Source organism: Phyllobacterium sp. LjRoot231 (assembly GCF_964253365.1).
Classification (GTDB): domain Bacteria; phylum Pseudomonadota; class Alphaproteobacteria; order Rhizobiales; family Rhizobiaceae; genus Phyllobacterium.
In genome coordinates, this window is record NZ_CAXUQT020000003.1 from 472,453 (window position 1) to 483,592 (window position 11,140).

At 55.9% G+C, this 11,140-nt stretch carries 15 protein-coding genes; 4 read left to right on the forward strand and 11 right to left on the reverse strand.

Features of this window, described 5'->3' with window-relative positions; all coding sequences use genetic code 11:
• Window positions 1-26: 26 nt before the first annotated feature.
• The 4 genes from ACSQ3H_RS28505 to ACSQ3H_RS28520 all read left to right on the forward strand — a co-directional run bounded on the left by ACSQ3H_RS28505 (window position 27) and on the right by ACSQ3H_RS28520 (window position 2,494).
• The gene (locus tag ACSQ3H_RS28505; RefSeq protein WP_436120427.1) at window positions 27-668 is read left to right on the forward strand and encodes an HD domain-containing protein; all 642 of its coding nucleotides are present in this window, start codon (window positions 27-29) and stop codon (window positions 666-668) included.
• A 54-nt stretch (window positions 669-722) separates the two neighbouring features.
• Complete coding sequence (locus ACSQ3H_RS28510; protein WP_436120395.1) at window positions 723-1,016, forward strand: hypothetical protein; 294 nt, start codon at window positions 723-725, stop codon at window positions 1,014-1,016.
• Window positions 1,017-1,164: 148 nt separating this feature from the next.
• A complete protein-coding gene (locus ACSQ3H_RS28515) occupies window positions 1,165-2,142 on the forward strand; it encodes an NADP-dependent oxidoreductase (RefSeq protein ID WP_436120428.1) in 978 nt (325 codons plus the stop codon).
• 82 nt (window positions 2,143-2,224) lie between these two features.
• Window positions 2,225-2,494, forward strand: coding sequence for a poly-gamma-glutamate hydrolase family protein (locus tag ACSQ3H_RS28520; RefSeq protein WP_436120396.1), 270 nt, complete (start codon window positions 2,225-2,227; stop codon window positions 2,492-2,494).
• A 518-nt stretch (window positions 2,495-3,012) separates the two neighbouring features.
• Here ACSQ3H_RS28520 and ACSQ3H_RS28525 read toward each other — a convergent pair.
• The 11 genes from ACSQ3H_RS28525 to ACSQ3H_RS28575 all read right to left on the reverse strand — a co-directional run bounded on the left by ACSQ3H_RS28525 (window position 3,013) and on the right by ACSQ3H_RS28575 (window position 11,053).
• Window positions 3,013-4,050, reverse strand: coding sequence for a GlxA family transcriptional regulator (locus tag ACSQ3H_RS28525; protein ID WP_436120397.1), 1,038 nt, complete (start codon window positions 4,048-4,050; stop codon window positions 3,013-3,015).
• 73 nt (window positions 4,051-4,123) lie between these two features.
• Window positions 4,124-4,408: a hypothetical protein gene (locus ACSQ3H_RS28530; protein WP_436120398.1), complete on the reverse strand. Its 285-nt coding sequence runs from the start codon at window positions 4,406-4,408 to the stop codon at window positions 4,124-4,126.
• A 2-nt stretch (window positions 4,409-4,410) separates the two neighbouring features.
• On the reverse strand, window positions 4,411-5,142 hold the full coding sequence (locus ACSQ3H_RS28535; RefSeq protein WP_436120399.1) for a CbtA family protein: 732 nt from the start codon (window positions 5,140-5,142) through the stop codon (window positions 4,411-4,413).
• A 12-nt stretch (window positions 5,143-5,154) separates the two neighbouring features.
• Complete coding sequence (locus ACSQ3H_RS28540; protein WP_436120400.1) at window positions 5,155-5,343, reverse strand: CbtB domain-containing protein; 189 nt, start codon at window positions 5,341-5,343, stop codon at window positions 5,155-5,157.
• Window positions 5,344-5,415: 72 nt separating this feature from the next.
• Window positions 5,416-5,742, reverse strand: coding sequence for a nitrile hydratase accessory protein (locus ACSQ3H_RS28545; RefSeq protein ID WP_436120401.1), 327 nt, complete (start codon window positions 5,740-5,742; stop codon window positions 5,416-5,418).
• A 15-nt stretch (window positions 5,743-5,757) separates the two neighbouring features.
• A complete protein-coding gene (gene nthA, locus ACSQ3H_RS28550) occupies window positions 5,758-6,375 on the reverse strand; it encodes a nitrile hydratase subunit alpha (protein ID WP_436120402.1) in 618 nt (205 codons plus the stop codon).
• A 30-nt stretch (window positions 6,376-6,405) separates the two neighbouring features.
• A complete protein-coding gene (gene nthB / locus ACSQ3H_RS28555; RefSeq protein WP_436120403.1) occupies window positions 6,406-7,149 on the reverse strand; it encodes a nitrile hydratase subunit beta in 744 nt (247 codons plus the stop codon).
• A gap of 30 nt (window positions 7,150-7,179) precedes the next feature.
• Window positions 7,180-7,680 (reverse strand): DUF1097 domain-containing protein, encoded by a 501-nt coding sequence (locus ACSQ3H_RS28560; protein ID WP_436120404.1) that lies wholly within the window; start codon window positions 7,678-7,680, stop codon window positions 7,180-7,182.
• 34 nt (window positions 7,681-7,714) lie between these two features.
• The gene (locus ACSQ3H_RS28565) at window positions 7,715-8,689 is read right to left on the reverse strand and encodes a CobW family GTP-binding protein (protein ID WP_436120405.1); all 975 of its coding nucleotides are present in this window, start codon (window positions 8,687-8,689) and stop codon (window positions 7,715-7,717) included.
• Window positions 8,690-9,059: 370 nt separating this feature from the next.
• Window positions 9,060-9,764 (reverse strand): IS6 family transposase, encoded by a 705-nt coding sequence (locus tag ACSQ3H_RS28570; protein WP_436120406.1) that lies wholly within the window; start codon window positions 9,762-9,764, stop codon window positions 9,060-9,062.
• A gap of 254 nt (window positions 9,765-10,018) precedes the next feature.
• Window positions 10,019-11,053, reverse strand: coding sequence for an IS110 family transposase (locus tag ACSQ3H_RS28575; protein WP_436118896.1), 1,035 nt, complete (start codon window positions 11,051-11,053; stop codon window positions 10,019-10,021).
• Window positions 11,054-11,140: the final 87 nt, after the last annotated feature.

Below are 11,140 nucleotides of genomic sequence, written 5' to 3' on the forward strand. Positions count from 1 at the left end.
TCACGCAACGATTAGGAAAAACCATGATGCTCGAGCAAATATCGGGAGTGCGCATACCCGACAGCAAAATCGGACGCGAAGTGACACAGCTCATTCGTGACACCGAGAGCGATTTGCTCTTCCATCACTCGGTCCGGGTCTATTTCTGGGGAGCCTTGACGGGCAATCGGATGGAGCTGACCTTTGATCCGGAACTGCTTTACACGGCCGCTATGTTCCACGACATCGGCCTCACCGCACGCTATGAAAACAGCCAGCTACGCTTTGAAGTGGATGGCGCGAATGCGGCGCGCGAATTTCTTCGGGGCCACGGCATCTCCGAAAGCGATATCGAGACGGTCTGGAACGCCGTCGCTCTCCACACAACGCCTGGCGTACCCCAATATATGCGTCCCGAGATCGCGCTGGTGCAGGCGGGGGCCGGCATGGATGTGGCCGGCCGTGGCTATGATCAATTTACCGATGCGGAGCGCAAGGCGGTTATCGCCGCCTTTCCCCGAGAAACCTGCTTCAAGCACGAAATCATTGACGTATTTTATCAGGGCATGAAGCACCGCCCCGACAGCACCTTCGGAACCTTCAACGATGATGTCCTGGCGTTCAAAGATCCCAACTTTCTGCGGATTGATATGTGCAGCGTCATCCTTGCCTCAAAATGGAATAGATAAACCCAGAGCCGTGGCCGGTGGCGACATTGCCTGCGGACGAATGGCAAACCGAACGTGTCTAGCCGTTCCGCTTCCGGCAACGGCAGCCGGCTGATGCGGTCGATCTTTTCGGCGATCACCACCGAGATTTCCAACCGGCTTGCCAACCAAGTCATGCAGCCGTTGAAGAGCGATTTCGACACAGTGATCCCCGCAATTACGGGCAAGGGCAATGAAGTGCTGAGGTTCATGGGCGACGCTGCGCTCGCATTTTTTCCCGGTTACAGCGCGGCATGGGCGGCGGCTGCTGCCTACCAGGCAGCGACGGAAATTTTGCAAAAATGGAGACAACGCAAATCGCAGGGATGAAATCGAGCTTGGTGTCGCCCTGCATTATGGCGAAGTCAGCTACGGTAATATCGGTTCTGGCTGCCGTCTGAAGGGCTTCGAAAATCCGGCCGGACTCTTTGAAGGAAAATGTAATCAACAATCAAAGTGAGAGGAAACGACAATGAGCATGAGTGATCAAAATGCTGCACCGAGCAAGGGCAATGAACAATCCATGATGGCTTGGCGGGTTCACGAATTCGGACCACCGGATGTCATGGCGTTCGAGAAGATCGAGCGCCCGCAGCCGGGACCCGGCGAAGTGCTGGTCCGGGTGTGCGCGATTGGCGTCGGCCCCTGGGACGGCTGGATAAGAGCCGGCAAGAGCGCCTTGCCGCAACCTTTGCCGCTTACCCTCGGGTCGGACCTCTCGGGTATTGTCGAGTCGGTCGGCCCTGACGTGACGAATTTTGCACCGGGCGATGAAGTCTTTGGCGCAACGAACAGTCAGTTCGTGGGTGCCTATGCCGAATACGCCATCGCTTCAGCGAAGATGATCGCGAAGAAGCCAGTCTCACTCGACTACAATGCAGCGGCGTCGGTTCCGGTTGTGGCTGTCACGGCCTGGCAGGCGCTCTTCGAGCATGGAAAACTCGCAGCCGGCCAGATAGTCATCATTCACGGTGGTGCAGGAAGTGTTGGTGCCTACGCGGTGCAGCTGGCGCATCGGGCCGGTATTCGTGTCGTTGCGACTGCCGGCGCCGCAGACCTTGCCTATGTTCGCAGCCTTGGCGCGGATGAAGCGGTCGATTACAAGAGCGAGAATCTCGAAAAGCAGTTGGGGCAGGCCGATGTGGTTATTGATCTCGTCGGTGGCGAAACACAGGATCGCTCTTTCAATCTGCTTCGTCGTGGCGGCAGGCTTGTCTCGGCTGTCTCGCAACCCGATCAGGAAAAGGCCGAGCGTCATGGCGTCGAAGCCTTTTTCTTCCTCGTGGAGGTGACCGCCGATCGCCTTGCGAAAATCGCTGACTTCATCGACAACGAGAAGATGAGGACACAGGTGGGCGTGGTACTCCCCTTGGCCGAAGCTAGGACTGCCCATGAAATGCTGGAAGGCATTTTGCCCCGGCCCCGAGGAAAAATCGTTCTCAATGTCCCAAGATGACGGTGAAGCGCCGCACGCCTACTTTTGTCCGGTTCGGTTAATGGCTCGTCGCCATTGTCGCTTATGAAGATGGCCAACATGCTTGCAGGCGACAGGGCTGGCAGCTGCTATTGCCGCTCATCAGTATCGCTTGTATTCGTTCGTTGGGAAGCTCAAGAAGGACAACTACACGAATCTTCACGTAACGTCCCACCAATTTTCTGAGAAACAGTGCGTCGACTATATCAAGGATTGCAAAATCGTACTGGCGATCCATGGCCTTTGTGATGGCCCACCGCCCAATGCAACAGAGTGGACTGAATCGACAGTTGGTGGACTCGCTCGACAACCAGCTGAAGCTGGCTGGCTTTGAGACAACTTTGGACGCACAATACGCGGCCAGCGAAACCGAAAAACATTTGGAATATGGGTGCGACCTTAAAAGGCGCTCAGTTAAATCCCTCTAGCATTGCGCTTAGAATTACTGGAAAACGCCCAGTTAAAGATCAAATTTGCGATCGCCGTTCGCTTAGCTCTCGATGAGGTAACCTGGGATTCCCCGCCCAGTGCTGGCTACAGGAAGGCTAGCACCGCTGTTGTGGCGCACAGCACGCTTTCTGAAAACCATAATGTGATCAAATACTTTTTGCCAACGGGGCAGTGATTGTAGAATTTCGGGCACCAATCAAAATCGGCCAAAATGAGCTATTATCGGCATTTTCAAACGAACGTTTATCAAGGCCATAGATTTTGAACAAAGCTCCGAATCAAGTTCCAATTGAACGGCCCAAGACGTCTTCGCGCGAACGGCACCATCCTAGGACCCTGCGGGCCCATATCGCCGGTCGGTTACCGCCGGGGAATATCATGGGCGTCGAAAGCCAGTGATGGTCAGTGGGTCGAAGATGACGACTCGAGAGCCCCTATGCTCTGGTAACGCAGCTCGTTCCTCGTCGAGGTGGCGTCGTGTGCACACGAGGGAGAACCCTGAAATCTGGTCCGGTATGCGTTGGGGCTAACGCCGATCGTTTTTGCAAATGTCCGGCGCATCGCATTGACATCGGGAAAGCCGCAGGTCGCGGCTATGCGTTGCAGCGGTAGCGTTGTGTCCTCCAGCAGCCGCCGGGCGGCATCGGTGCGGGCGGCGGCGACAAAGTCTCCGGGCGTCATTCCGATTTCGCGTCGGAAGACGCGCGCGAAGTTGCGCGGGCTCATGCCGATCTTTTGCGCCAACTGATCAACTGGCAGCGATGAAGTAAGATTAGCGAGCACATGTTCCTGAGCTTTTTGGATCATGCTCGTCTCCGACATCTGGCCGACGAGATGGGCGCTAAACTGTGATTGCCCGCCGGGCCGCTTCAGGAACATGACCATGTAGCGGGCGACGATCATCGCAACGTCGCGGCCATGATCCTCTTCGACCAGCGACAGAGCCAGATCGATCCCCGACGTGACACCAGCCGCTGTACAAAGCGCACCATCGCGGATGTAAATCGCATCTGCATCAAGATCGATGTTCGGGAAGTCCCTGCTGAATTTTTCAGCGCATTCCCAGTGGGTCGTTACACGCTTGCCGTCGAGAAGACCGGCGGCCGCCAGCAGGAAGACGCCGGTACAGATCGAACCGTAACGCCTGACCGTGGGAATCCGGCCCTGGAGCCAATCAATGACCGCCGGATCAATGTCCTGGAATGCGGGATCTCCGGCAACAAGCAGCGTATCGATCGGTTCGTCTGGATCGAATATCGTTCGGTCAGCGACGAAGCGCAGCTGCCCCGTGCCGGAAATTGTACTTCCACCGGTCGACATAATCTGGATATCGTAAGCCTCGGGGTTTTTCAGACGTCTTGCCGCCTCCCAGAAAACCTCGGCCGGTCCGACGATATCGAGCGACTGAACGCCGGGTGGAGCTAGGATCACAATGCGCATGGCGCTATTCCTACTTCAATGGAGTTCGCGATCCGCAGATTGTCTTTTGCGGGATTTGTTTCATCTGCAAACTTCATGCCATTTGGCCGGTGATGAGCAGCTGCCTGCGAATATCGCGGCTGTCCAGATGAAAATTGCAGGCTGGCAGCATCCGCCGTACCGCAATTTTGGCCGAGGCAGCCGCGCCGAAGGCGGTCACGTGCCCGGCGAAATAAGCGATGCAATCGTCTCTGTCAGGTGTGAAGCCAAGCAACCGACGGAATGCGAGACGATGAACAATGCAGACGCCGCCATGATTGACGGCGCCGAACTGGAGGGCATCGAGATCCTCGCGCCATTTCGCGGCCAGACCGGACATGGTCAGGCCTCGAACCTGCGCAGGAACGTACTGCTGAGCGAGCCGAGCAGCGCCCAGAAAACAAGACTTGAGAGCACTGCTGCAACGACGAATCGGTGTTCCAGCGCTTCTGGAGCTAGAGCATGTTCGCCCGCCGGAGCGGCCGGCGCACCGATGATATGCGGCGCGACGACCAGCACGATTGCCAGAACGGCCGCCCAGGGCTTGCGCTGGAAGGCGATGAGGCCAATGCCCGCGGCGGTCGCGAGAGCCGTCCCGATCCACCAGATCTGTCGTTCGCCAAGCGGGGCCGCAGGTGTTCCCGGCAACTCTGGTGGCAGACCGAGCATCGGGGCGATCATGACGCAGGCAAAGCCAGCCAGACCCCAGATGAGGCCGTCACGCCAGGTCACCGGCCTGCCGCGAAACGCGATCAAACCGGTCAAAACCAGTGAATAGCCGATTGCCGTCAGGATGTTGGCGGCGACAGTAAAGGCGTTGCGCTCGAGGCCGTCGGCTGGCTCCCAGCTGCTGTCCTCGTGGTCGTGCCCGGTCATCGCAGAGTGATTGTCACCGGCGAGCGACCCGGGGGGCCCATGGTCGTGCGTAGACACTGTGGCTTCCCCGGCATTCTCATAAACTTCTGCCTTGAGGATGAGCTGGCTCGTACCAAGGAATTGGACAGCACTGACGGCAATGCCGACGATCAGTCCGGTGAACACCGAGGTGAAGACAATGGAACGGAACAGCGACATGGTTCTCTCCGATCAATGACAAGGAAATGCGTTAGCGTGGCGGGTGTCGTGCGCTGCGTTGTGAACGACCTCGATATGTGAAAAGCCGACGAAACCGACGATGAAAAGACCAAAGCAGACGGCCATCGCCGCCTGTAGAAGCCTGCCGGTCTTGGCATCGCTCGCGATCGTGACGATTGAAGCGGATTGATGAAGAGACATAGGTTCCCCTTTTCTAGTTTGAACAAAATACGTCAGTCAGCTTCTCAGTTTGGCAGCCGACCATTGTTTGAACTATTCTCGAAGCACAGCGGTGATTTCATCAGCGCTCGCTAATCCGGTTTTGACGATCGCCCGTTCGAGCGCGGCAAGCCATTGATCGTAGTAATTCCAGGAAGCGTCATCGAGTTTGTGATCGGTTTCCCAGATATGGATCGCGTCAATGAGTTCGTCGCGAAAATCTTCCCATTCAAAGTATCCCTCCTTTGCAAGCGCGAGCGCCATGCCGAAGGCCGATCTCTCCCACTCGCTGCCAAAGCACAGGGAGCCATTCGCCCTGGGCGGGTTATCAGGCTTTCCCATCATTGCCGTGACGGCGAAATGCTCGAACTGTGTCAACATCTCCGGCCCTCAAGATCAAGCCGCCTTGGCGACGGCCACGCCCATCATGGCTTCGGGTGTCACCAGTGCTTCCAATTCGGTTTGCGTCATGCCCTCCGTACCAGCCGGGCGAGCCGGAACGACGAACCAGCGGATTTGCGCGCTCGAATCCCAGACCTTGATCTCGGTGCGATCGGGTACGGAAAGCCCGAATTCGCGTAGAACTGCCCGTGGCTCCCGGGCTGCGCGACTGCGGAACGTCGGGTCCTTATACCAATACGGCGGCAGCCCGAGGACGGGCCAAGGGTAGCATGAGCAGAGCGTGCAGATAATCAGGTTATGGACGTCATCCGAGTTTGCGACAGCGCGCATGTGCTCGCCTTCGGCGCCTGCCATGCCTTCCGGAAGGTCCAGTTCGGCAACCGCCTTCGGCGTGTCGGCGACAAGCCGCGCCTTGAAGGCCGGATCGACCCAGGCACGAGCGACGATCTTAGCGCCGTTGAACGGTCCCATTTTCGTCTCGAAGAAATCAAGAACAGTATCAACGGTCTTGGCGGTGATCACGCCCTTCTGGATCAGCAGCGCCTCGAGCGCTTTCACGCGAGCCGCGCTGTAGGCCTCGCGGTCTTCCCGGTATTTGAAACGGTCTTCCATTGTTGTTCTCCTTAAACCCAATGTTATCGTTCAGGCCGCCTTGGCCTTTTCAGCGGCCTCCGGCGCCTCGACATAAAAGGCATAGAGGTCGGCATAGAGCGTGAAGTTCGTCTCCGCATTGCCGGGCCAAAGTTCCTCCGGTTCGAAGCGGACGCAGTAGACCGGCATCGCGGCGCCGACGCCGTCGGTGCTCGTGTCGCAAAGATAGGTGTAAGCACCGTCATAGACCGTCTCAACGGTACCGGTCTTGTTTCTGAGGAAGCCTGGAAGACGGGTGTGCTCGATCGAGGGAACGTTCCTGATTGCGACCGCGTCGCCGACGGCAAAATCGAAATGAACATCCACATCCCGTTTCGGACTATCGCCGATGACGAGGTACTGAACCACGCGATCGTCAATCGCCTCGGCGCCACCCTGCGGTAGCGGTTTATCCGGATTGGCGTAATATTCCTCGGTCAGCGCATCGAGTTCTTGCTGCGAGATGTAACCTTGCTCCACGAAATATCCCGAGATGCCGCCCAGCCATTTTTCGTAATAGCGGTATTTGAAATAGTCGAAGGGGTTCAGCGACTCCGCGCCCTTTCGCAGATCGGCCCATGTCCAGATGGTGTGAAAGGCGGAGGGTGTTTGCGGCAGTGGCAGTTGCGATGAGAGCGCCATCATTGCCGTATGGATACCGAAGATTCTGGTTTCCCATATGTCGACGAAAACGCGTGTTTCGGTGCTGACCGGGCCCAGCCCTTCCAGCCCACCAAGATAATGTTGCAGCTTCATTTTGGTTGTCCTTCAAGATGGATTTGTGGGTCAGGCGGTTGCTGATTTCCTGCTGGCAAGCAACTGCGTGCCGAGCTCCGAAACGTAACCAAACAGTCCGCCGAGAAGCATGGCAGCCATGGCCACAAGTGTCGGGTGTGTCATCCCGGGTGTGACGATTGTGGTGTCGGTCGCCGCACTCGTGCCGACCAGGGATGCGAAGCCGAAAACGATCGCCGGCGGAAAATTAAGGATCGGAATGGCCGATACGGCGATCATCGCCGACGTGCCAAGCCCGACGCAGATGGCAGCGGTGATCGGATAGGCGGGACCAAATTGGATCACAAGCAAGGTGATCGAGGCAATGATGATGCCCGTCCAGTTCGAGACGACCGACTTCACCAAACCCTGTTGCCCGCCACCACAGGCAAAGAAAGATGCCCAAGCGATGAACGTGACCCAGACCGGCACGGGGAAAGCGGTTGCGGTAAGGTAGGTATCGACAGCACCAAGGAATCCGAGGCTTATCATCGAGGCAACAAGCGGGGGCATACTCTATCTCCTTTTAAGTTGCGGGTGGTGGTGATCACGAGGCAAGCGCGCGATCTTCGCTCAAGCAGGCCGAAAAACCTTTCCTGATCTGTTCTTCGTCGAGATTTCGGCCGATGAAAACGATCTCGTTCAACCGAGTTTCGTTTCGGCTCCAGGCCCGGCCGGGACGTCCTTCCAATGTCATGTGGACGCCATGAAAGACGTACCGGCGCGCCTCATCCCGGAAATTCAGCACACCCTTCATTCGGAACAGGTCCTGCCCGATTGCCTGAACAAGCCGGTTCAGCCAGGCATTAAATGCGATGTGGTCTAGGCTCTCGGTCGTTCGGATCGCGACGCATCCAATATTTTGGTCATGTTGGTGGTCATGGTCTTCGAGAAGATTGGGTTCGATGCGCAGGATGTTCTTAAGATCGAAAGCACCGATATCAAGCACGGCGTCGGGTGTGACGCCGCAGGAGCGCGTGCGGAGGATGCGCGCAAGCGGGTTAAGGCTGCGCAGATGTTTTTCGGTACGATCAAGCTTTTCTTCCGTCTCGAGGTCCACTTTGTTCAACAAAAGAACGTCAGCGAAACTGATTTGCTCGACCGCCTCGGCCAGATAGAGCTGCTGTGAAACGTGCCGGGCGTCCACCACCGTGACAATGGCGTCAAGTCGAATTTTCTCGGAAAGTATATCGTCAAGTATAAATGACTGTAAAACAGGAGCCGGGTCGGCCAATCCGGACGTCTCGATAATGATGCGATCAATGGGCCGTCCAGAGGCCAGCAGATTTCGGATTGCACCGATAAGATCGTCACGAACCGTGCAGCAGATGCAGCCGTTGTTGAGTTCAATGACCTCCTCCTGGGTTTTAACGATCAGCTTCCCGTCGATGCCAACCTCACCGTATTCGTTTACAATCACGGCAATTTTCTCTTCAGAGGCCGAAGAAAGCAGGTGATTGAGAAGCGTGGTTTTGCCAGCTCCGAGAAAGCCCGTGAGGATTGTCGTCTTGAGCTTGGTCATCTTCGCTCCTTCGAAAATGCGGCCATAAGCGCTGCTTCCGCGACGGAGATCATCGCGAATTGCGTTCACAATTTAAGGTAAGTGCTCCGGTTATTCCCCGACGATCATTCGTCTGTTGAAATGATTACAGACCAATCGATGGGCGGCTACAATAGTGACGTCGTTTCAATTTCGGACAAAAAAAGCGCATTTACTGCCATAATTCGCATTTTCGAGACAGCATATTAAATAATACTCACTTTGATTAAATTATATACAGGTTGTGCACATTTTTTATACTTTGTTCTCACTGCGCATGACACTTAAATGGGGTCTTCGGCGATGTCACCTTGTTTAAGGTATGGTCGCGTAAGAGCTCGTGACGACAGTTTCAGACGATCTGTCCGCTTACGGACTTCCACTCAGCGATGGCTTGTAGTCTGTGATTGCGGATTTGGTTAGCTGTGTGTTTGGTGCGATCTGGAACGAAGAGATTGCGGACGGCAGAGAACAGCGAAACGAAGCATTGCAAGCTGCCTACGGATCGAAATCCCTGTCGCATTCGTTCCCGCTTTCGAAACGGTACATGGGAGTTCTCCGCCCGGTTGTTCAGGCCTTTGTGTAAGCGATGCTCGACATCGGGCATGACTTGACGCTTTGCTGCTCCATAAGAGCGCAGTTTGTCAGTCACTATCCGCTTTGGCACCATGCCCTGTTTCTTCAAAAGACGCGTCAACAAACGCCTGGCCGCCTTGGTATTCCTGCGGTTCTGCACGATTTCATCAAGGACATAGCCATCCTGATCGACAGCGCGCCACAGCCAGAATTTCTTGCCTTTGATGCGGACCACAACCTCGTCGAGGTGCCAGATATCGCTCTTCAACGGCTGCTTTCCAATAAGGCGGCGGGCATAGTCGGGACCATGTCTTCTGCCCCAGCGGCGGATCGTCTCGTAAGAAACGACAATACCTCGCTCAAGCAGCATTTCCTCGACGTGGCGCAAGCTGAGCGGAAACCGGTAGTAGAGCCAGACGGCACGAGCGATGATCTCTGGCGGAAAACGGTGATTCTTATAATTTGCGATAGGCTGGCTCATGCCCACGATCAATATCGACAATTCCTTAAACCAAAAACAATGTGACAGCACCGTGGCTGCACATGACCACTGGCCAAGATGGTTTCCGCGACGCGAGTTCCAAACACGATCTCGACCTTTGAAGGCCAATGGATGGAACGGAGTTTCCCGCATCTTGGATCGATCGATCGCACCGTCTGCTTTTCTCTTGCAAGTTCACAGCATCAGCTCAACACGGTGGCACTTGGTTCCCGCTCACCGTGATGGCCAATCTCTTATACTGCCTGTGTTTGTCCTTCTGGCCGCCGGTACGTCTCGCCGCTCACCATAAGCTTCCAGGCAACACGGGCGATCTTGTTAGCCAGTGCCACTGCAACCAGTTTTGGTCTCTTCCGCTGAAGGAGTTCGAGAAGCCATCGAGACGCATGTTGACTTCGGCCTGTTCTGACATGCTGAAGAAGAGCAGTAGCACCAACCACCAATATGCTTCGCAACATCTCATCGCCAGCACGCGTGATCATACCAAGCCTGACCTTGCCCGCGGTCGAATGATCTTTCGGCGTCAGCCCGATCCAGGCTGCAAAGTCACGGCCCGATTTAAACATTCTCGGGTCCGGGGTCTTCATCATTAAAAGCGATGCGCCAATCGGGCCGACGCCTGGGATCTCGGTCAAACGTTTGCTACACTCGTCAGCACGATGCAGCACCATGAGTTTCTCATCGACCGTTTTGATTTTTGCAAGCATTTCTCGATACTCAATGCCCTGCATGGCGAAGAGTTCACGTGCTAGTTCCGGTAGCGATTGATCGGCGGCAATGCGCTCTAACAACGGCCCAATTTTGCACATGCCTTTGGCGGCGACGATGCCGAACTCCATGGCAAAGCCGCGAATGGCATTGGCAAGCTGTGTGCGACTGCGGATCAACCTCTCTCGCACGCCGATCAGCATCAAAGCTGCCTGTTGGTCCGCTGTCTTCACTGGCACGAAGCGTATAGTCGGGCGGCTCATTGCCTCACACAAAGCCTCCGCATCTGCAGCATCGTTCTTGCCCCGTTTGACATACGGCTTTGCCAACTGCGGCGCGATCAGCTTCACCTCGTGGCCGAGCGAGCTTAATAACCTCGCCCAATGATGCGAACCGCCGCACGCCTCAAGCGCAACGGTGGTCAGCGGCGTCTTTTCGAAGAACTTCACCATCTCCCTGCGAGACAGCTTCTTACGAAGAACCGGCTGCTCGTTTGCATTCACGCCATGCAATTGGAAAACGCTCTTTGACGTATCTATACCAATGCGGATAATCTGTTTCACGGACGGTCTCCTTCGATTGAGATTTCAACGAACTCATTCTGGCACAGTCGATGCCGTTGGGAGCCGTCCAACCCAACATGATCCCAT

Excerpts from the sequence above, each read along its gene's own strand:
- ACSQ3H_RS28515 (WP_436120428.1), top strand. The coding sequence starts at position 1,165 with ATGAGTGATCAAAATGCTGCACCGAGCAAGGGCAATGAACAATCCATG.
- ACSQ3H_RS28560 (WP_436120404.1), bottom strand. The coding sequence starts at position 7,680 with ATGCCCCCGCTTGTTGCCTCGATGATAAGCCTCGGATTCCTTGGTGCT.
- nthB (WP_436120403.1), bottom strand. The coding sequence starts at position 7,149 with ATGAAGCTGCAACATTATCTTGGTGGGCTGGAAGGGCTGGGCCCGGTC.
- ACSQ3H_RS28525 (WP_436120397.1), bottom strand. The coding sequence starts at position 4,050 with ATGCGCATTGTGATCCTAGCTCCACCCGGCGTTCAGTCGCTCGATATC.
- ACSQ3H_RS28570 (WP_436120406.1), bottom strand. The coding sequence starts at position 9,764 with ATGAGCCAGCCTATCGCAAATTATAAGAATCACCGTTTTCCGCCAGAG.
- ACSQ3H_RS28505 (WP_436120427.1), top strand. The coding sequence starts at position 27 with ATGCTCGAGCAAATATCGGGAGTGCGCATACCCGACAGCAAAATCGGA.
- ACSQ3H_RS28530 (WP_436120398.1), bottom strand. The coding sequence starts at position 4,408 with ATGTCCGGTCTGGCCGCGAAATGGCGCGAGGATCTCGATGCCCTCCAG.
- ACSQ3H_RS28535 (WP_436120399.1), bottom strand. The coding sequence starts at position 5,142 with ATGTCGCTGTTCCGTTCCATTGTCTTCACCTCGGTGTTCACCGGACTG.
- ACSQ3H_RS28565 (WP_436120405.1), bottom strand. The coding sequence starts at position 8,689 with ATGACCAAGCTCAAGACGACAATCCTCACGGGCTTTCTCGGAGCTGGC.
- ACSQ3H_RS28545 (WP_436120401.1), bottom strand. The coding sequence starts at position 5,742 with ATGTTGACACAGTTCGAGCATTTCGCCGTCACGGCAATGATGGGAAAG.
- ACSQ3H_RS28540 (WP_436120400.1), bottom strand. The coding sequence starts at position 5,343 with ATGTCTCTTCATCAATCCGCTTCAATCGTCACGATCGCGAGCGATGCC.
- nthA (WP_436120402.1), bottom strand. The coding sequence starts at position 6,375 with ATGGAAGACCGTTTCAAATACCGGGAAGACCGCGAGGCCTACAGCGCG.